Source organism: Tistrella mobilis KA081020-065, assembly GCF_000264455.2.
In the GTDB taxonomy this organism is placed as follows: domain Bacteria; phylum Pseudomonadota; class Alphaproteobacteria; order Tistrellales; family Tistrellaceae; genus Tistrella; species Tistrella mobilis.
Map to the genome: position 1 here is coordinate 1,952,135 of NC_017956.1, position 19,307 is coordinate 1,971,441.

Consider the following 19,307-nt stretch of genomic DNA (forward strand, 5'->3'; position numbering starts at 1 on the left):
AAGACGCCAAGCCCGGGGCTGCACCCGCGGATTTTTCGTGCTAATCAGAGGGCCACTCGCCGTGCCCGCCGCGGCGCCCATTCGAAAGCCGTGTTCCATGACCGTCGTCACCCGATTCGCCCCCTCGCCCACCGGCTTCCTCCATATCGGCGGCGCACGCACCGCGCTGTTCAATTGGCTGTATGCGCGTCATACCGGCGGACAATTTCTACTCCGGATCGAGGATACCGATCGACAGCGTTCGACCAAAGAGGCGATCGACGCGATTCTTGATGGTCTGACGTGGCTGGGCCTCGATTGGGACGCTCCGGAGACCTATCAGTTCGCCCGTGCCGAGCGTCACGCCGAGGTTGCCCGCGACATGCTGGCGCGCGGCCGCGCCTATCACTGCTGGTGCACGCCCGAAGAACTGGAAGCCCAGCGCGCCGAACAGCGCGCGGCCGGCAAGCCGGTGCGCTATGACGGCCGTTGCCGCCACCGCGACCCGGCGACCGTTCCAGCCGGCGTGAAGCCGGTGGTACGCCTGCTCGCGCCGTCGGAAGGCGAGACCGTGGTCGACGACCAGGTGCAGGGCACGGTCCGGTTCTCGAATGATCAGCTCGACGACCTGGTCCTGCTGCGCGGCGACGGCACCCCCACCTACATGCTCGCGGTGGTGGTCGACGATCACGACATGGGCATCACCCATGTGATCCGCGGCGACGACCACCTGACCAATACCGCACGCCAGAGCCTGATCTACCAGGCGAATGACTGGCCGACCCCGACCTTCGCCCACATCCCGCTGATCCACGGCCCGGATGGCGCCAAACTGTCCAAGCGCCATGGCGCGCTGGGGGTCGATGCCTATCGGGACATGGGCCTGCTGCCCGAGGCGGTCCGGAACTACCTGCTGCGTCTGGGCTGGTCGCATGGCGATGACGAGATCATCTCCGACGCTCAGGCGATCGAATGGTTCGACCTGCCGGCGATCGGCCGGAGTGCCGCGCGTTTCGACATGGCCCGGCTGACCAACCTGAACTACCACTACCTGCGCACTGCCGAGGACGCCCGACTCGTCGACCTGGTCGTGCCATTCATCGAGGCGAACACGGGCAAGACAGTGGACAAGACCGGTCGCGCCCGCCTGCTTGCCGGTATGGCAGGGCTGAAAGAGCGTGCGAAGACCTTGATCGAACTGGCTGAATCTTCAGCCTTTTATACCGTGGAGCCGCCGTTCAGCTTCACCGACAAGGCCGCCAGGATCCTCGATGGCGGCGGTCGCGACGTGCTGACCGCGCTGAAGCCCAAGCTGGAAGCGGCCACCGCCTGGGAAGATGCGGTTCTCGAGGACATCGCCCGCGCCCATGCCGAAGAGACCGGTCTGAAGCTGGGAGCGGTCGCCCAGCCGCTCCGGGCGGCCCTGACCGGCACCACCGTTTCGCCCCCGATCTTCGAGGTGCTGCGCGTGCTTGGCCGCGAGGACGCCATGAAGCGGATCGACGCCGCGCTCTGAATTACTGAAACCGGCTTTCTTGCAAGAAGCTGGTTTCTTTTGGCCAAAAATAACACGGAATTTACGTATAAAATTTTCTATCAACATATACATTTGACGAATTTTATGCTGCGGGACATAGATGAAGCGATCACGACCAGGGCAGGGCCATCGCCCTGCTCCGCTCCCCTCGACACCTGCATCTCCAGAGGCCAGGACCGCTCCTATCGCCCTTCCCGCCAATCGACCGCCGCCGCTTCCTGACCGCCATCGCGGGGCTCGGAATCGTCCTCTCGGTTCCTGCCACCAGCTTTGCAACAAGTACCCCCCTCAAAATTGGCGTTTCTGCAGGGCCTTATGGCGAAATTCTCGACTTCGCTGCAAAGATCGCCGACCAGGAAGGCTTGAAGGTCGAGATCGTGGAGTTCACCGAATGGACGGTGATCAATGCCGCCCTCCAGTCGGGCGATATTGATGCCAACAATTTCCAGCATATCCCCTATCTGAACGCTCAGATCTCCGCCCGGGGCTACGACATCGTGCCACTCCAGCCCTCGATCGTGGTGCCGATGGGGATCTATGCGGGGCGCGCCAAAGACCTCGACACTCTGCCCGATGGCGCGACCATCGGGATTCCCAATGATCCCACCAATAGTGCACGTGCGCTGAAGCTGCTGGAACTCGCCGGGCTGATCCGCCTCAAGCCGGACATCGACCAGGATGCAGCCTCTCCCCTCGATATCGCCGACAACCCCAGACATCTTCGCTTCTCCGAGATCGACGCTGCCCAGCTACCCCGCACCCTGCCGGATATCGATCTGGGCGTGATCACCCTCAACTATGCAGTGCTTGCCGGTCTCGATCCGAAGGCTGCGCTAAAACTCGAGGACGAGACCTCTCACTGGACGCTGGTCTGGGCTGCACGCCGCGACCGCGCCCAGGATGCCCGCCTGGTACGTTTCATTGAGATCTACCGTTCAGCTCCGGTGCGGGATTTCGTGCTCGAACGCTTCAAGGGCAGCATCCTGCCGACCTGGTAAGCCGGGCTTGTCGCATATCCCCCATCCATGACACCCTCAGGAACCCCATCCCAAGGGAAGGACCTGAGGACCATGCAGGCCGAGGACGGCATCTGGACCAACGCCGCAGAGCTGTGGCAACAACAGATGGAACTGGATGCCCTCGGCCCGCGCCTGCCTGGCAGCACCGCCCATGAAACCTTCACGGAGCGCCTCGCCGATCACCTGCACGGGATCGGCCTGGAAGTTCGTACCGATGTCTGCAACTTCGATCTCTGGCAGCCGCGGTCTTGCAGCCTGCAACTGCCGGGTGGTGTGCATATTCCATGCACCCCTTTCCCGTATTCTGGCGAAACGCCCGCGGATGGGGTGACGGCGCCTCTGATCCGATGTCGCAACCGACGGGATCTTGCCAGGGCGAGCGGGGCTATTGCGCTGCTGGAGGTCGACATGCCGGCCGTACCGGCTCGGCTGCTGTTTCGCAGACGAGGTTCAAAACCAGCCGATCTCCGCCTGCCCGGCCTCATCAGAAATGCAGTGATTGCCTCGGTTCTGCGGGCACCGGATCTTCGCAAAGCCGCATCCCTGGGTGTCCTCGGGGTCGTTTGTCTCTGGAAGGGCATGTCAGCAGAGAATGCCCGTGCCCAACATCTCCCCTTCACCACGCCCTATCAGGGGTGTCCGGCGATCTGGGCCGACGTGGAGACGCGCGATCGTCTGATTGCACATGCCGGCGAGGGCGGCCTCGTGACACTGACGCTGGCCGCAGAGAGGCGACCCGCTACCTCACGCACCCTCTGGGCAGTTCTGCCGGGCCGGGATGCTGAAAGCACCATCGTTATCAACACGCATACTGATGGCCCCAATGCCTGTGAAGAAAACGGGCCGCTCGGCTTGATTGCTCTCGCCCGCTATTTCCACAGCCGGCCGATCGCACCGCGACGGACGATGGTTTTCGTCTTCACCACCGGCCATTTCCAGATCCCGCAATTCGGCATTGATCACAGACAGGCGACCTCCCGCTGGCTGGAAGATCATCGTGACTGGTGGGACGGTGCGGCCGGTCACCGTCGGGCCATCGCCGGTATGACGCTGGAGCATCTCGGCTGCATGGAGTGGAGGGATACGGCCGATGGTTTCGGCCCCACCGGGGAGATCGAGGCTGAGCTGGTCTATGCCGGCAATGACCGTCTCGCCCGGCTCTACCACGAATGTCTTGCCGATCGCAGCCGGACCCGATCCATCATCCTGCGCCCTCACAACCGATTGCACTTCGGTGAGGGGCAACCTTTGTTTCAGGCTGGTATTCCCGCAGTCGCCCTGATCCCTGCCCCCGACTATCTCTGTCGTAACGGCGATGTTCTTCCACAACTCGATCCAGAACTGATGCTTGAGCAGCTCAGCACCTTCCGGGAAGTTCTTGATCGCCTCGATCAGCTTGACGACCCGGGCCCGGTTCAGCGCCAGTCCTGGGGATTCTAACCGGCTCTCTTTTTAAATCAAACAGTCCGGCCAATATTTTCAGGCGTGTCCAATGCGCCGCGCAGCGAGGTCGAGAACGACCCGCGCTGCCCGAGCGCTGGGCCGCGCCGGATCGTCGGCGGGTCCCCGCAACCGGCTGAGCGCTTCCGCAAGATCCGCACGCTGGGCATCGCGCAGGTCTGCACGCTCTATCAGCGGGGTCAGGGTCCGGACCATGTCGTCGGGTGTCGCCTTGTCCTGGATGAGTTCGGGGACGATCTCGCGATCCATGACCAGATTGACCAGGCTGACATGGCGTACCGTCACCAGCCGCCGGGCAATGCTGTAGGTCAGCGGGTTGATCCGGTAGACCACCACCATGGGCACCGACTGTCGCGCCAGCTCCAGGGTCACCGTGCCCGATGCGGCAAGGGCCAGATCACCGGCTGCAAAGGCGTCGCGGCGCTCGGCCGCCGTCGCCACCACCACGGCCGGCTGCGGCAAGGCCCAGCCCGCAACAATGGCGCGAACCCGGTCCGCCTCCGCCCGGATTGCCGGCACCACCACACGCAGCTTCGGATGCCGCTGCGCCAGCCTGGCCAGAGCTTCCCCCATCGGCGGCGCCAGCCGGGCGATTTCGCCCTTGCGGCTGCCTGGGAGTGCCAGCACCACCAGATCGTCGGGCGTCATGCCGTGTGCGGCCCGGAACCCGGCTCCGTCGCCGACATCGACGGCATCCTCGACCGCAGGATGGCCGACGAAGGTGCAGGGCAGACCGACCCGGGTGAACCAGGGCGGCTCGAAAGGCAGCAGGGCCAGCAGGTGATCGAAGATGGCCGCAAACTTTTCCGCCCGCTTCGGCCGCCAGGCCCAGACGGTGGGCGCCACATAATGGACCAGCCTCAGCCCCAGTGGCTTCAGACGCGTCGCCAGCCGGCGGTTGAAACCGGGGCTGTCGATGGTCACCACAACATCGGGGCGTGCTGTTGCAATGGCTTCTGCCGTCTGGTTCAGACGCCGCCGCAACGATCGGACATGTGGCAGAACCTCCAGCAGGCCGAACAGGCTGAGTTCTTCCATCGGGAAGAGGCTCTGAAAACCTTCCGCCGCCATGGCTTCGCCGCCGACACCCATCAGCCGGACCCGGCCACCGGTCATCTCGCGCAGCGCCCGGATCAGCCGGGCGCCGATCAGATCGCCCGAGGCTTCGCCGGCAACAAGAGCGATGAGCGGCCCTTCGGTCGCAGTCACGACATTTCCCCCGTGACGAACAGCCCCGCGCCATCCGCAGCTGCAATGATCGCCGGACGGTCGAGCACCAGAACCCGCCCCGCCCCAAGCGCCAGACCGGCAAAACCGGCCGTCCGGAGCTGATCGATGGTGTCGGTTCCGATGGTCGGCCAGTCGACCCGGCGTTCCTGCCCGGGCTTGGCCGTCTTCACCAGAACCGGTCGCGACCCCGGCCGCGCCAGTGCACCACATCGGGCGATGAGGGCCTCTGTTCCCTCGATGGCTTCGACGCCCAGCACGATCCCCTGCTGAACCACGACCGCCTGACCGATGTCGAGACGGCCAAGTGCCTGTACCACCTCAAGGCCCCGGCGGATGTCCAGCCGCGCCTGATCGTCCGGCGCATGCCGCCCCCAGACGCCGGGCGGTGCATCAAGGCCGCCCGCAATCTGGTCGGCCCCGACCACCCGAAAGCCTTCGGATTCCAGGTCGGCCACCACAGCCTTCAGCAGGGCGTCATCCCCCTGCCCGATCCGCGTCGCCACCCGTGCCAGCAGCCTGGCACCTCTGGCATCGGGCATGACGGTCGCGAAAGATGGCCGCTTCACGCCGCCGGCCATCACGAGGTCGCGCACGCCCGCGGCCTTGAGCGCCGCGATGATCCGTCCGGCGGCACCGATACGGATCCGGGCATGCGGCACGTCTGCAAAGCGTGCCGGATCTCCGGCGCCGTCCAGCACGACCACAAAGACGTCGCGGCCGGCATCGCGGGCGGCCTGCACCACCAGTTCGGGCAGGCGCCCGGCGCCGGCGATGACACCGAGCGTGGCCTCGCTGGTCACGATGCGTCGCCCGCTCCGCCCTTCACCCGCGGGCGGGTCAGGGCCCGGTCGGCCTCCGCCTTCACGAAGTCGATCAGCGGGCGCACGGCCTCCACCTCACCGAACTCCGCCTCGACGGCAGCCAGGCGTTCGGCCTGAGTGCCGCCATCGGCCAGGAACAACCGGCGATAGGCCGCCCGCACCGCATGCATGTCCTCGCGGCTGAAGCCGCGCCGCTTCATGCCGACGATGTTGAGGCCGGCCAGATGGGCACGCTCACCGGTCACCGTCCCATAGGGGATGACGTCGGCTTCCACGCCCGACATGCCGCCGATCATCGCATGGGCGCCGATCCGCACCCACTGATGCACCGCCGACAGACCGCCGATGATCGCATGATCTTCGACCCGGACATGACCGCCGAGCGTCGCATTGTTGACCAGCAGGCAGTGATTGCCGACATGGCAATCATGGGCGACATGGGCCCCCACCATCAGCAGCACGTTGTTGCCGATGGAGGTCAGCATGCCGCCGCCCTCGGTACCGGGATTGACGGTCACATGCTCGCGGGCGACGACGTCGTCCCCGATTTCGATCCGGCTGTCTTCCCCCCGATATTTCAGGTCCTGGGGCTGGTGGCCGATGACCGCGAAAGGAAAGGCCTGAAAGCGGGCCCCGATGCGTGTGTTGCCCGTGACGACGACATGGCTGTGGAGCACGGAGTGGGGGCCGATCTCCACCCGCGGGCCGACGACGCAGAACGGGCCGATGCGACTGCCGGCGCCGATACGGGCACCCTCCTCGACAACCGCACTCGGATGGATCTGGATGGCCTCGGTCATGGTTTCATCCGTCACGCGCGGTCGACGATCATGGCGGCGAAGGTGGCCTGTGCCACCACCTTGTCGTCGACGGTCACCTTCGACTCAAACTTCCACACCGCACCGCGGCTCTGCTTCTTCTCGACATTCACACGCATGACATCGCCCGGCTTCACAGGCCGGCGGAACCGCGCTTCATCGATCGACATGAAGTAGACCAACTTGCCTTCGCTGTCGGGGCCGAGGGTACGGACCACGAGCACGGCCGCCGTCTGCGCCATGCTTTCGATGATCATCACGCCCGGCATGATCGGCGCGCCGGGGAAGTGGCCCTGGAACTGATATTCGTTCATCGAGACACATTTGATGCCGACTGCGCCCACGTTCGGCTTTACGTCGACCACCTTGTCGATCAGCAGGAACGGATAGCGGTGCGGAATCATCTCCATGACCCGCTCGATCTCGATCACCTCGGACTGTTCTGCAGAAGGCACGGTGGTTTCGCTCATCTCGATGGATATCCCCTGAAAAGTCGCCCTCGCGGATTGTTTCCCGCTGTCGGGCTGCCCGATGTCATTTCGGCTCCCGGTCGCGCCGCCGGATCAGCTTCGCCAGTGTCACACTCTGACGATGCCAGTCGCGCACCGGAACCGCCGGATAGCCGCCCCACACCGCCCTGGCCGGTACGTCGGTGATGACCCCCGACTTAGCCGCCAGTTGGGCGCCGGCACCGATGTTGAGATGACCGGCAATGCCGACCTGGCCGCCGGCCACCACGAAATCGCCCAGCACGGTGGACCCGGAAATGCCAACCTGCGCCACGATCACGCAACCGCGACCAAGGCGGACGTTGTGACCCAGCGTCACCAGATTGTCGATCATGCAACCATCGCCGATGATCGTGTCAGGTCCGGCGCCGCGATCGATGGTCGAATTCGCGCCGATCTCCACGTCGTTGCCGATCACCACCCGGCCGACCTGAGGAATACGGACATGACCGACGGCCGGATCGCTGGCAAAGCCGAAACCATCCTGGCCGATCCGCACACCGGTATAGACATAGACCCGGTCACCGAGGATGGCGAAGCCGACATAGGCGCCGGCGCCGATCACGCAATTCCGACCGATCACCGTGTTCCGGTCGATGACGGCATTGGCCTGGATAATGCTGCCGTCGCCGATTCGGGCACCAGCCATCACCACCGCACCCGGGCCGATCTCGACATCGCTTCCCAGTTCTACGCCATCCTCAACCACCGCGCGAGGATGAACTCCCGGGCTGGTGGGCCGTGGTGGATGAAACCGCCGGGAAATCCGTGCAAAGGCCATGTAAGGTGCCGGCGACACCAGCAGGGGCAGATGGGCAGGCGCACGCTCGGCATCGGCCGGCGACAGGATGCACAGCCCCGCCCGACACTCGGCCAGCCTGGGCAGATAGGACCGGTTGTTCAGGAAGGTGACGTCGGCCGGACCGGCAGCATCGATCGGGGCGACGGCGCTGAGCATGCCCGCAGGCGCCGGACCGGCCAGAACTGCGTTCGCCGCCTCTGCCAGTTCCTGCGCCGTAAACGGCCCGGCAACATCGAAGAACCGTGGATCAGCCATGGCTTTTCCCATCCCTCCTGTTGGAGACGGCACCGTGACGCTCCCGCCACGGTGCCGCTTCCGATCGTCTGATCATGTCCGCAGGTCCCGAACGGAGCCCGCAGAGACCGATCACTTCTTAGGTGCCTGGGCCTTGGGCAGATCCAGTTTCGGCACGCTCTTGTTCATGCGCTGGATGATCTCGTCGGTCACATCCAGGCCGTTGTCCACCAGAATGGTGGTCTGGCGCGGCAGGACCAGGGTGTAGCCCCGCTCCTCGGCCAGATTGGCAAGCACCTGCAGGAAGGCCTGGTCGATGGCCATCTGCGCACGCGCGCTGGTCTCGTCGAAAGACCGACGACGTTCGGCAACCGCCTTCTGCATCTCACCGTATTTGCGCTCGAACTCCTCGCGGCGCTTCTGGAAGGCCTCGGGAGACAGCAGGCTGCGCTGCTTCTGGAGGTCCTCCTGCTCCTTGCGCAGGGCCTCCTCGTCTTTGGCGATGCCGTCGCGGAAGCCGGCGCGCACCTTGCCGAGCTGCTCCTGCAGGCTCTTGGCGGCGCTGGTCTCCTCCATCACCTTCTGCACATCGACGACGGCAACGCTCAACGGCTTCTGCTGAGCGGCGGCCGGGCCGGCAGCCACAAGAGAGGCGGAGGTGAGGGCGAGCCCGGCGGCAAGCGCGACACCACGCAGGCGCTGGCCGATCTTGGAAGTCATGGGTTCAGAACCTCGTTCCGAAGCTGAAACGGAAGACTTCTGTATCATCGAAATCCTCCTTGAGAACCGCCTGGGCAGCGTCCAGGCGGATGGGACCGAAAGGCGAAATCCAGGTCAGGCCCACGCCAATCGAGGCGCGGATCGAGTTAACATCCCGGATTTCGGGACCGCTGTCGTCGAGTTCGGTGACACTGCCGAAATCGCTGAACACGCGGCCACGCACGTCGTAGTCATCCGGCAGCCCCAGAGGGAAGCCGACTTCGACCGTGCCCGAATAGAGGAAGTTGCCGCCGAGGGCATCACCGGCCTCTACGTCGCGCGGGCCGACACCGGCGGTCGCGAAGCCACGCAGGCTGTCCCCGCCAAGGAAGAAGCGATCATTGATCGGCACGTCTTCACCCAGGCCCACGATATAGCCTACCTGACCACTGACCAGACCGACCACGTCGTCAGTAATCGGATAGTACCATGCGGCATCCACTCGGTGACGCGCGTACTTGGCATCGCCGCCAAGGCCGGCCAGATCCTGAGTCAAGCGCAACAGATAGCCGTCCCGTGGATCGACTTTGCTGTCCCGCTTGTCGTAAGTGAAGGTCTGGCTGACAATCGAACTGAGACGATCGCCCTCCTGCTCCCGAATATAGCGCGAGGCGTCATCGTCGACGTCCGTTACTTCATCATTACGCAAGGTATATTTGAGACCATGCCGCAGGCTCGGTGTCAGCCAGTAATCAGCACGCAGTGCACCACCGGTCGTCTTCTGCACATAACCGGACTCGTCTTCACGGTCGATCTCGCGGCGGAAGACGTCGAAGCCGGCGGCAACGTCGCGATTCAGAAAATAGGGTTCAGTGAAGCTGAGATCGATCAGCTGCTCATCGCCCGAAATCGTGAAGCCCAGCCGCAGATCCTGGCCCCGGCCCAGCAGGTTGCGTTCACGGATACCCACGTCACCCAGCGGACCGGAGCCCGTCGAGTAGCCCACGCCGAACGAGATTTCACCGGTCGACTTCTCCTCCACATCGACCTTGACCACCGTCTTGTCAGGGTCGCTGCCGGGCTCTGTGGTCACCTCGACCTTGTCGAAATAGTCCAGATTGCGGACGCGATCCCGCGAGGTGCGGATGCGCTCGGCGTTGAACGGATCACCTTCCGCCACACGAAATTCGCGGCGAATGACTTCGTCCAGCGTCCGGGCGTTGCCGTTCACCTCGATACGTTCGATGAAGTTCCGTGGTCCTTCATCGATATTGTAGGTGATGTTGATGACGTGGGTCTCACGATCCTTGCTCACCGAGGGCTGAACCCGCACGAAGGGGTAGCCGCGATTGGTGACTTCAGTCGTAAGGGCCTCGACGGTGCGATCGACCTTCGTCGCGTCGTACCAGTCGTCGCTTTCGGTTTCCACCACATCGCTGAGCGTGGCGGTGTCGAGCCCCGGCAGGGTGCTCTGCACATCCACCTTGCCCAGCTTGTAACGCTCGCCCTCTTCCACCACGAAAGTGACGTAGAACTCTTCGCCCTCAGGCGCCAGTTCCGCCACGGCCGACTGCACAGAGAAATCGGCATAACCGTTCTTCAGATAGAACCGGCGCAGCAGTTCGCGATCGTAATTCAGACGGTCCGGGTCGTAGGTGTCATTCGAGGTGAAGAAATTATACCAGCGCGCCTCGGTGGTCAGGACGACATCGCGAAGCGCACTGTCGCTGAACCGGTCATTGCCGGTGAAGCTGATCTTGCGCACCTCGGTCCGCGGACCTTCCTCGATCTCGAAGATCAGGTCGACACGGTTCTGATCGAGCTGAATGATCTTGGGGTCAATCCGGGCGGCATAGCGGCCGTTGCGCCGATAGACCTCCTGCAGACGCTCCACATCCTGGGCGACCCGGGTGCGGGTGTAGACCGTACGCGGACGCAGCAGCACCTCCTTCTCGAGGTCGCTGTCTTCCAGGCGCCGATTGCCCTCAAAGTCGATCCGGTTGATGACCGGGTTCTCGACCACGTCCACCACCAGCGTATTGCCTTCGACACGCAGGGCGACGTCGGCAAACAGACCTGTGCCGTAGAGGGTCTTGAGGCTCTCGTCAATCAGGGATGGATCGGCAGGATCCCCCTGGCGCAAGGACAGGTAGGACCGGATGGTCTCCGCCTCGATGCGCTGATTGCCGTTCACCTGGATACGGTCGATCCGGACCGCCTGGGCGGCCGGTGGCGCCACGGGCGCCTGAGCATGCGCGATTGCCGTGCTGGCGAGCATCGTCGCCGTCATGGTCATGGCCAGCCAAGAACGCGGCACGCGGGGCCTCCCACCTCAAGCCAGATGTCGGCCGGGCGATCACGCCCGGCCGACCTCAAAAATTCATGCGACCCGCCGGACCTCTCCCACCGGGCCCCCCTCTCCTGCCGCATCACAATGCGTCAGGTGAAGAGGCCTGCAAGATAGTCGACAACCCGGAGCCTGACGAGATCATTCCAGGTCGCTACGATCATCAACGTCAATACCAAGACCAGCCCGAAGCGGAAACCATATTCTTGCGCCCGCTGGCTCAGCGGACGACCTCGCGCCGCCTCGGCTGCATAGAATGCCAGATGTCCGCCATCGAGCAAGGGGACCGGCAAAAGATTGATCAGGCCGAGATTGATCGACAGCATCGCCGTAAACCAGATGACGGTCGCCACACTCATGCGCACAACCTCACCGGACATCTGAGCAATGCCGATCACGCCCGCCAGTTCTTCGGTGCCCCTCGTCCCGGCGATCATTTCCCCGACGGCGCCAAAGGTCATGGCGACGATCGACACCGTTTCGCGCACCGCACCGGTGACTGCCTCCACCGGGCCCTGCCGGACCCATTCTGTGCCCGATGCCGAAATGCCGATCCGCGGCATCTGGTGCGTGTTGCCGAAGCGGTCATCGACCGACACCATCTCAGGCGTCAGTGACATGGAAATGACACGGCCGTCGCGATCGACTTCCAGCGTCACCGGCTGACCATTGCCGGCAACCACCGCGGTCTGCAGATCCTCGAACCGGGTGACGGCGCGGCCGTCGACGCCGGTGACCCTGTCGCCCGGCTCCAGCCCGGCAGCGGCCGCCGGACTGTCCTCGAGAACAGTCCCGATCACCGCCGGTGTGGTCTGCTGCCCCCAGATCATGTAGAGCGCAGCCAGTGCCACGATCGCATAAATGAAGTTGAACACGGGGCCCGCCGCGACGATGGCGGCCCGCGCCTTCACCGGGCGCCCGTGGAAGGACACCTTGCCGGTCGCAGGATCATCTGCGGCAATGCCGCCCGCGCTGGTCGCGTCGGCATCGCCATACATCTTCACATAACCGCCGAGCGGCAGAAGCGAAACCTTCCAGCGGGTCCCGGATTTCGCCGTCCAGCCGAAGATCTCGGGGCCGAAGCCGATCGAGAAGGTCTCGACGGTCACACCGCAGCGCCGCGCCACCCAATAGTGGCCGAATTCGTGCACGAAGACGACGATTCCGAGCACGACGGCGAAGCCGATCGGGTAGCTCAGCGATTGGATAAGCTGGTCCATCTGCAGCGTCAGATCCCGCTTGAAGTGCATCGGCGCATCCGCCGGCGCAAAAGGTCGTCCGAAGGGTGGTCGTGGCCGTTCAACGGGCGTCCACCAGGGCCACAGCCCGGCGACGGGCCGCTGCGTCGAGTGCGATCACCTCGTCGATCGACCCGGGGGCCCGGCGAGGCTCTGCTTCCAGCGTATCGGCCACGACACCGGCAATGTCGAGGAAGCCGATCCGGCGGGCAAGGAAGGCCGCCACAGCCACCTCGTTCGCGGCATTCAGGATTGTGGCGGCGCCGTCCCCGCATTTCAAGGCGTCGCGGGCGAGGGCCAGACAGGGGAACCGCGTCACATCCGGCGCTTCAAACGACAGCGTTGCGATCCTCGCCAGATCCAGCCTGTCGCTCGGCGCCGGCCGCCGGTCGGGCCAGGCCAGCGTCCAGGCGATCGGGGTGCGCATGTCCGGCGCGCCCAGATGAGCCAGCACCGATCCATCGGCATACTGGACCAATCCATGAATGATCGACTGCGGATGGACCAGCACGTCGAGGCGGTCGAGACCCACCGGAAACAGATGATGTGCCTCGATCAGTTCCAGCCCCTTGTTCATCATCGACGCGCTGTCGACCGAGATCTTCGCCCCCATCGACCAGTTGGGATGGGCAACCGCCTGCTCCGGCGTCACCTGGCGCATCTGATCGAGGGTCAAGCTCCGGAACGGGCCACCCGAGGCGGTCAGAATGACCTTCTCGACCACATGCAGGCGCTCAGGTTCCAGGATCTGGGCGATGGCGTTGTGCTCGCTGTCGGCCGGCAGCAGCCGGGCGCCATGACGTTCCACTTCGGCCGTGAACAGATCGCCGGCACAGACGAGGCATTCCTTGTTGGCGAGCGCCACGAGCGCGCCACGACGCACGGCCGCCAGCGTCGGCGCCAGACCGGCCGAGCCCACGATTGCCGCCATCACCCAGTCCGCCGGGCGTTGTGCCGCCTCGATCAAGGCCTCTGGTCCGGCCGCCACGTCGATACCGCTGCCGGAAAGGCATGCCTTCAGATCGGCATAGCGTGCAGGATCGGCGGTCACCGCCAACCGCGCCTTCAGCTGAACGGCATCGCGCGCCAGCTGCTCTACATTGCCGTTGGCGGTCAACGCCTCAACCGGATAGCGCTCGGGATCACGGGCTATCAGATCGATGGTCTGGCGACCGACGGATCCGGTGGCCCCGAGGATGGAGATCCGTCGCGGGGCTCCGGACGCTGCATATGAGGAAGAAGGCTGCGCAGGTGACTGTAAGGGTTGGGTCATAGTCCCTCGGCAAACAGGCCGCCGGTCACCATCAGCATGAGTGCCAGCGCCGGGGCAGCGAACAACAGGCCGTCGAGCCGGTCGAGCAGGCCACCATGGCCCGGCAGCAGCCGGCCGCTGTCCTTCACGCCGAAATGGCGCTTCACGCCGCTTTCGACAAGGTCGCCGATCTGCTCGACGACCGCAAGCGCCGCCCCGGCAGCACCAATGGCCACGAGGTCCTGGGGCAGGCGCACACCGGCGATGACGGCAACCAGCACGGAAATGACAAACGCGGAAAACATGCCGCCGAACAGACCGGCCCAAGTCTTGTTCGGGCTGATGCGCGGGGCGAGCCTGAACCCGCCGATGGCCCTGCCGAAAACGAACGCGCCGATATCCGTGGCCCAGACCACGAGCATCAGCCAGAAGGTCCATTCCAGCCCGAGCGGCTGCGATCTCAGCCAGATCAGCGCCAGAACCGGCAGGCCGACATAGACCACACCCGCCGCCAGCCAGCGCCGCCGCGCACCTTCGATCTTCAGGAAGGCTGCGGCGAGCGCCGCAACCGCAACCATCAGCAGGGCGGCCTCGTAGCGCCCGGTCCCGGCGATCCAGGCAGCGCCACCGAGGATGGCGCCGAGGGCCAGCCCGACCGCCATCCAGGTGATGCCGGTCAGATCGACCAGCCGGCGCCACTCATTCAGCAGAAGCACCGACAGAAGGCCGGCAAAGAGATGAAACACATCGCCGCCCAGATAGATCAGGGCCAGCACCGGCGGGCCAAGCACCAACGTCGTCAGCAGACGCAATTCCAGCGTCCGCCGCCGCTCCGCCCGGGCATCTGCGGCCGCCTCCTCACCTCCTGCCGAGGGTCGGGGTCCGCTAGACGGCGCCATAGCGACGTTCGCGGCGTTTGTATTCGGCAAGCGCCGCATCGAGCGCCGCCTCATCAAAATCCGGCCACAATGTCGGAACGAAGATCATCTCCGCATAGGCCAGCTGCCAGAGCAGAAAATTGCTGATCCTCTGCTCGCCGCTGGTCCGGATGATCAGATCCGGGTCCGGCAGGTCGTGGGTCTGAAGACGGGCGCCGAAAGACTCTTCGTCCAGCCCGTCCAGATCCACCCGGCCTGCAAGAGCATCGGCCGCAAGCTCCCGCGCCGCCGCCAGGATCTCGGCCCGCCCGCCATAGCTGATCGCGATGGTCAGGACCATTCCGGTACAATGCCGGGTCCGTTCCACAGACCGATCGAGAAGATCGCGCATGTCCGAAGACAGTCGCGAACGGTCGCCAATGAAGTTGAGGCGGACATTCCGATCGATCAGCAGTTTGACTTCCCGGTCCAGATAGAACCGAAGCAACCCCATGAGGTCACGAACCTCGTCGAGCGGGCGCTTCCAGTTTTCGGACGAGAAGGCGAACAGGGTGAGATAACCGATCCCGTGCTCCACGGCGCGATCGATCACCTTGCGGACCGATTCGGCCCCGCGATAGTGACCGACGGTGCGCGGCAGGCCGCGGGCTTTCGCCCAGCGGCCATTGCCGTCCATGATGATCGCGACGTGGCGCAAGGGGGGATCTGAGACCAGCGCCATGGGGCTCGGCTCCATCCTGAGGGGACGCGCTCCGGACTCAGACCTGCATGATCTCCTTTTCCTTCGCCGCCACCAGATCGTCGATCTGCTTGATGCGTTCATCCGTCACGGTCTGAACGCGATCAGAAGCACCACGCAGTTCGTCCTGGCTGATCTCGCTGTCTTTCTCGAGCTTCTTGAGCTTATCGAGGCCGTCACGGCGAACATTGCGAACCGAAATGCGGGCCTGCTCGCCGTAACGCGAGGCCACCTTGCCCATCTCGCGGCGGCGCTCTTCGGTCAGCTCCGGAATCGGCACCCGGATCACGGCACCCTCACCGATCGGGTTGAGACCCAGGCCGCTGTCACGAATCGCCCGCTCAACCGCCTTGGCAAGGCTCTGATCCCAGACCTGGACCGACAGCATGCGCGGCTCGGGAACGCTGATGGTCGCGACCTGGGAGACCGTCATCTCCGAGCCATAGGCGTCGACACGCACCGGCTCGAGCAGATTGGCCGAGGCGCGGCCGGTACGCAGACCCGCCAGCTCATGCTTCAGGGCGTCGACCGCGCCGTCCATGCGGCGGCGGACGTCCTTGATGATGTCATCCTTGGACACGGTTCAGGCCTCGTTGGTAATGATGGTGAAAAGTCCCCGACCGAGCATCACCTCGGCAAAGCCGCCGGCATGATGCAGGTTGAAAACCACGATCGGGATGTTGTTGTCGCGGGCCAGCGTGATGGCGGAAGCGTCCATCACCTTCAGGTCACGCGAAAGAACCTCCAGATAGCCGAGGCTGTCATAGCGTTCGGCGCGCGGGTCCTTCTTGGGGTCGGCAGTATAGACACCGTCGACCTGGGTTCCCTTCAGCAGCGCATCGCAACCCATCTCCACGGCACGCAGGGCAGCTGCGGTGTCGGTGGTGAAGAAGGGGTTACCGGTACCGGCAGCGAAGATCACCACCCGGCCCTTCTCCATGTGCCGCACGGCACGGCGCCGGATATAGGGCTCGCAGATGCTCGACATCGGGATGGCCGACTGCACCCGGGTCGCAACGCCGATCCGCTCCAGTGCACTCTGCATCGCCAGCGCGTTCATCACCGTCGCCAGCATGCCCATGTAATCTGCCGTCGCCCGCTCCATGCCGGTCGCGGCACCGGAAATGCCGCGGAAGATGTTGCCGCCGCCGATCACCAGGCAGACCTGCACGCCCATGGACTGCACGGACCGGATCTCGCCGGCGACGCGCTCCACCATATCGACGTCCAGACCGTACTGGCGATTGCCCATCAACGCTTCGCCCGAGACCTTCAGCAGGACCCGGCGGAACCGCGGGGTGGAGAACGACATGGATTGTCTCCTGTTCGACGACGCTGTTCGGCCCGGAAGGGATGCGACCGGGTCCGGAATGGCTACGCCGGCATTGGCCGGACGGATGCGGACACGGTGTGACAGCCGCGGCAGCGACGCCGGGCACGGGCCGTGTAACGTATAGCCGTGCGCGCGGGCCAAGGCAACCGCCGCAAAAGGGCGTGCGGCACTGCCGGCGGGAACAAAAAAGGGGCGCCCCGTTCGAGGCGCCCCTCTTTCGCATCTGCGGATCGGCAGAGGATCAGGCGCCCAGCGCCTTCTCCACCTCGGCCGCGAAGTCTTCCTGCTTCTTCTCGACGCCCTCGCCGAGTTCGAAGCGGGCAAAGGCCTTCAGGGTCACCGGCGCACCGACCGTCCCCTTGGCATTCTCCACGACCTTGCGGATCTTGGTCTCGCCGTCGATCACGAAGATCTGTTCAAGCAGGCAGACCTGCTCGTAGTACTTGCGGATCCGGCCTTCGACCATCTTCTCGATGATGCTCTCGGGCTTGCCGCTCTCGCGAGCCTGCTCGATGAGCACCGCGCGCTCGCGGTCGAGCGACTCGGCCGACACGTCGGCGACGTCGAGCGCCTCGGGACGGGCCGCCGCGGCATGCATGGCGATCTGACGGCCGAGTTCGGCCAGCTTCGCCTTGTCACCGGTCGACTCGAGCGCAACCAGCACGCCGATCTTGCCAAGGCCTTCGGCGACCTGGTTGTGAACATAGGCGGCGATCACGCCATCGGTGACCTCGAGCACGGCCGCACGACGCAGGGCCATGTTCTCGCCGATGGTGGCGATCAGATCGGTCAGCTTCGCCTCGACGGTGCCGCCATCGGGATAGGCCGCCGCCTTCAGCGCCTCAATGTCGGCGCCGGCCTCGAGAGTGACGCCCGCGACCTTGGCGACATAGTCCTGGAACTTCTCGTTGCGGGCCACGAAGTCGGTCTCGGAGTTCACCTCGACCACCGCGGCGCGCAGACCGTCGACCTTCACGCCGACCAGGCCCTCGGAAGCCACACGGCTCGCCTTCTTGGCCGCCTGCGACAGGCCCTTGGTGCGCAGCCAGTCGATGGCCGCATCCAGGTCGCCGTCGTTCTCGGTCAGCGCCTTCTTGCAGTCCATCATGCCCGCGCCGGTCTTCTCGCGGAGCTCCTTGACCAGGGCAGCAGTGATCTGAGCCATGATTCCACCTCGTGTGAGTTCTGTTGCGAACGCAGTCGCCTGACGGCGCATCGCGTCACGGAAATCCTGCGGGTCCGGGTTCGCATATCCTGCGGCTAAGGGGCCGCATGCGCCCTGCCCGTCTTGAGTTCTGTCGTCGATCCGGCCCGGAAACGCGAACGGCGGCACCCCGGGGCGCCGCCGCATCGCCAGCCGCCCCCGGGGTGAGGGCGGCCGTTCGTCCGTGGTCCGGATACGTCAGGCCTGGGCCTCGCCCGCAGTCTCTTCGGTCGCCTCTTCCTCGACGGCTTCGTCGTCGAGATCGACCGAGACCGGATCGGCCAGCGCGCCGAGATCGGCGCCCGAACGGATCATCTCCTGCTGGATGCCGTCGAGGACCGCGCCCGAGACGAGCTCCAGATAAAGCTGGATCGCCTTGGTCGAGTCGTCATTGCCGGCAACCGGGAAGGTCACGCCGTCGGGGTTCGAGTTGCTATCCAGGATCGCGATCACCGGAATGCCCAGCTTCGCCGCCTCGCGGACCGCCAGCTCTTCCTTGTTGGTGTCGATCACGAACAGCGCGTCCGGCAGGCCGCCCATGTCCTTGATGCCGCCCAGCGACGCCTCAAGGTTGTCGCGCTGACGGGTCAGCTTCAGCAGCTCCTTCTTGGTCAGGCCCAGATCGGCCTGCTGATCGAGGAGCTGCTCGATCTCACGCAGACGGCGGATCGAGTTGGAGATGGTCTGCCAGTTGGTCAGCATGCCGCCGAGCCAACGACGGTTGACGTAGTACTGACCGCAACGCTTCGCGCCCTCGGCGACCAGCTCCTGCGCCTGGCGCTTGGTGCCGACGAACAGCACGCGGCCACGGTTGGCGACGATGTCGCGCACCGCTTCCATCGCACGATAGAGCTGCGGCTGGGTCTCGCGCAGGTCGATGATGTGGATGCCGTTGCGGGTGCCGTAGAGATACGGCGCCATGCGCGGGTTCCAGCGGCGGGACTGATGCCCGAAGTGAACGCCGGCTTCGAGAAGCTGACGCATGGTGAAGGTGGGAAGCGCCATGGAAAATCGTCCTTTTCCGGTTCGGCCTCCGCGAGGTTGAGATCGGCACCGGCATCGTATCCTGGGGCTTTCCCCCGGGATGCGACGGCCACCGGTACCGACACCGGAGCGACGCCGACCGCCCTTCCCCATGTTTTCAAGGGGCATGCTGGCGGTTGGCCGCGGACCTCGCGTGCGTGTGAACGCCCCGACGAACCCTCGT

The 19,307-nt window shown here is 64.9% G+C and carries 18 protein-coding genes; 3 read left to right on the forward strand and 15 right to left on the reverse strand.

The annotated features are described in order from the left end of the window. Positions 1-97: 97 nt before the first annotated feature. From gltX to TMO_RS31215, 3 genes are all read left to right on the forward strand, one after another. Complete coding sequence (gene gltX / locus TMO_RS08870; RefSeq protein WP_014745282.1) at positions 98-1,495, forward strand: glutamate--tRNA ligase; 1,398 nt, start codon at positions 98-100, stop codon at positions 1,493-1,495. Positions 1,496-1,758: 263 nt separating this feature from the next. After that, positions 1,759-2,514 (forward strand): MetQ/NlpA family ABC transporter substrate-binding protein, encoded by a 756-nt coding sequence (locus TMO_RS08875; protein ID WP_228382308.1) that lies wholly within the window; start codon positions 1,759-1,761, stop codon positions 2,512-2,514. A gap of 72 nt (positions 2,515-2,586) precedes the next feature. Beyond that, a complete protein-coding gene (locus TMO_RS31215) occupies positions 2,587-3,975 on the forward strand; it encodes a hypothetical protein (RefSeq protein ID WP_014745284.1) in 1,389 nt (462 codons plus the stop codon). A gap of 39 nt (positions 3,976-4,014) precedes the next feature. On the opposite strand, the gene lpxB is transcribed toward TMO_RS31215, so the two are convergent. The 15 genes from lpxB to rpsB all read right to left on the reverse strand — a co-directional run bounded on the left by lpxB (position 4,015) and on the right by rpsB (position 19,105). Beyond that, a complete protein-coding gene (gene lpxB / locus TMO_RS08885) occupies positions 4,015-5,205 on the reverse strand; it encodes a lipid-A-disaccharide synthase (protein WP_014745285.1) in 1,191 nt (396 codons plus the stop codon). Further along, the gene (locus tag TMO_RS08890; RefSeq protein WP_014745286.1) at positions 5,202-6,026 is read right to left on the reverse strand and encodes an LpxI family protein; all 825 of its coding nucleotides are present in this window, start codon (positions 6,024-6,026) and stop codon (positions 5,202-5,204) included. Before TMO_RS08890 ends, lpxB begins: the two co-directional genes overlap by 4 nt. Then, positions 6,023-6,847: an acyl-ACP--UDP-N-acetylglucosamine O-acyltransferase gene (lpxA, locus tag TMO_RS08895; RefSeq protein WP_041604885.1), complete on the reverse strand. Its 825-nt coding sequence runs from the start codon at positions 6,845-6,847 to the stop codon at positions 6,023-6,025. Before lpxA ends, TMO_RS08890 begins: the two co-directional genes overlap by 4 nt. A gap of 11 nt (positions 6,848-6,858) precedes the next feature. Continuing rightward, the gene (fabZ, locus tag TMO_RS08900; protein WP_014745288.1) at positions 6,859-7,335 is read right to left on the reverse strand and encodes a 3-hydroxyacyl-ACP dehydratase FabZ; all 477 of its coding nucleotides are present in this window, start codon (positions 7,333-7,335) and stop codon (positions 6,859-6,861) included. A 64-nt stretch (positions 7,336-7,399) separates the two neighbouring features. Continuing rightward, positions 7,400-8,431: a UDP-3-O-(3-hydroxymyristoyl)glucosamine N-acyltransferase gene (gene lpxD / locus TMO_RS08905; RefSeq protein WP_014745289.1), complete on the reverse strand. Its 1,032-nt coding sequence runs from the start codon at positions 8,429-8,431 to the stop codon at positions 7,400-7,402. A 111-nt stretch (positions 8,432-8,542) separates the two neighbouring features. Then, a complete protein-coding gene (locus TMO_RS08910) occupies positions 8,543-9,130 on the reverse strand; it encodes an OmpH family outer membrane protein (RefSeq protein WP_014745290.1) in 588 nt (195 codons plus the stop codon). Between the two features lie 4 nt (positions 9,131-9,134). Next, positions 9,135-11,426, reverse strand: coding sequence for an outer membrane protein assembly factor BamA (gene bamA / locus TMO_RS08915; RefSeq protein WP_014745291.1), 2,292 nt, complete (start codon positions 11,424-11,426; stop codon positions 9,135-9,137). A gap of 122 nt (positions 11,427-11,548) precedes the next feature. Next, positions 11,549-12,706: an RIP metalloprotease RseP gene (rseP, locus tag TMO_RS08920; RefSeq protein ID WP_014745292.1), complete on the reverse strand. Its 1,158-nt coding sequence runs from the start codon at positions 12,704-12,706 to the stop codon at positions 11,549-11,551. A 49-nt stretch (positions 12,707-12,755) separates the two neighbouring features. Beyond that, positions 12,756-13,967: a 1-deoxy-D-xylulose-5-phosphate reductoisomerase gene (locus tag TMO_RS08925; RefSeq protein ID WP_081598836.1), complete on the reverse strand. Its 1,212-nt coding sequence runs from the start codon at positions 13,965-13,967 to the stop codon at positions 12,756-12,758. After that, a complete protein-coding gene (locus tag TMO_RS08930; protein WP_051045344.1) occupies positions 13,964-14,758 on the reverse strand; it encodes a phosphatidate cytidylyltransferase in 795 nt (264 codons plus the stop codon). The genes TMO_RS08925 and TMO_RS08930 overlap by 4 nt, the downstream gene beginning before the upstream one ends. Positions 14,759-14,831: 73 nt before the next feature. Continuing rightward, positions 14,832-15,545 (reverse strand): isoprenyl transferase, encoded by a 714-nt coding sequence (locus TMO_RS08935; protein ID WP_014745295.1) that lies wholly within the window; start codon positions 15,543-15,545, stop codon positions 14,832-14,834. Positions 15,546-15,582: 37 nt separating this feature from the next. Beyond that, positions 15,583-16,104 carry a ribosome recycling factor gene (gene frr / locus TMO_RS08940; protein ID WP_228382309.1) on the reverse strand — a complete coding sequence of 174 codons (522 nt, stop codon included), beginning with the start codon at positions 16,102-16,104 and terminating at the stop codon, positions 15,583-15,585. A 42-nt stretch (positions 16,105-16,146) separates the two neighbouring features. Continuing rightward, complete coding sequence (pyrH, locus tag TMO_RS08945; RefSeq protein WP_014745297.1) at positions 16,147-16,875, reverse strand: UMP kinase; 729 nt, start codon at positions 16,873-16,875, stop codon at positions 16,147-16,149. Between the two features lie 262 nt (positions 16,876-17,137). Next, positions 17,138-18,061: a translation elongation factor Ts gene (gene tsf / locus TMO_RS08950; RefSeq protein WP_014745298.1), complete on the reverse strand. Its 924-nt coding sequence runs from the start codon at positions 18,059-18,061 to the stop codon at positions 17,138-17,140. Positions 18,062-18,298: 237 nt separating this feature from the next. Next, positions 18,299-19,105, reverse strand: coding sequence for a 30S ribosomal protein S2 (gene rpsB / locus TMO_RS08955; RefSeq protein WP_014745299.1), 807 nt, complete (start codon positions 19,103-19,105; stop codon positions 18,299-18,301). Between the last annotated feature and the right edge of the window lie 202 nt (positions 19,106-19,307).

What these genes read in the sequence shown, in the direction of transcription:
- gltX (WP_014745282.1), top strand. Translation starts at nt 98, where the DNA reads ATGACCGTCGTCACCCGATTCGCCCCCTCGCCCACCGGCTTCCTCCAT.
- TMO_RS31215 (WP_014745284.1), top strand. Translation starts at nt 2,587, where the DNA reads ATGCAGGCCGAGGACGGCATCTGGACCAACGCCGCAGAGCTGTGGCAA.
- lpxA (WP_041604885.1), bottom strand. Translation starts at nt 6,847, where the DNA reads ATGACCGAGGCCATCCAGATCCATCCGAGTGCGGTTGTCGAGGAGGGT.
- fabZ (WP_014745288.1), bottom strand. Translation starts at nt 7,335, where the DNA reads ATGAGCGAAACCACCGTGCCTTCTGCAGAACAGTCCGAGGTGATCGAG.
- lpxD (WP_014745289.1), bottom strand. Translation starts at nt 8,431, where the DNA reads ATGGCTGATCCACGGTTCTTCGATGTTGCCGGGCCGTTTACGGCGCAG.
- TMO_RS08910 (WP_014745290.1), bottom strand. Translation starts at nt 9,130, where the DNA reads ATGACTTCCAAGATCGGCCAGCGCCTGCGTGGTGTCGCGCTTGCCGCC.
- rseP (WP_014745292.1), bottom strand. Translation starts at nt 12,706, where the DNA reads ATGCACTTCAAGCGGGATCTGACGCTGCAGATGGACCAGCTTATCCAA.
- TMO_RS08925 (WP_081598836.1), bottom strand. Translation starts at nt 13,967, where the DNA reads ATGACCCAACCCTTACAGTCACCTGCGCAGCCTTCTTCCTCATATGCA.
- TMO_RS08935 (WP_014745295.1), bottom strand. Translation starts at nt 15,545, where the DNA reads ATGGCGCTGGTCTCAGATCCCCCCTTGCGCCACGTCGCGATCATCATG.
- frr (WP_228382309.1), bottom strand. Translation starts at nt 16,104, where the DNA reads ATGGACGGCGCGGTCGACGCCCTGAAGCATGAGCTGGCGGGTCTGCGT.
- pyrH (WP_014745297.1), bottom strand. Translation starts at nt 16,875, where the DNA reads ATGTCGTTCTCCACCCCGCGGTTCCGCCGGGTCCTGCTGAAGGTCTCG.
- tsf (WP_014745298.1), bottom strand. Translation starts at nt 18,061, where the DNA reads ATGGCTCAGATCACTGCTGCCCTGGTCAAGGAGCTCCGCGAGAAGACC.
- rpsB (WP_014745299.1), bottom strand. Translation starts at nt 19,105, where the DNA reads ATGGCGCTTCCCACCTTCACCATGCGTCAGCTTCTCGAAGCCGGCGTT.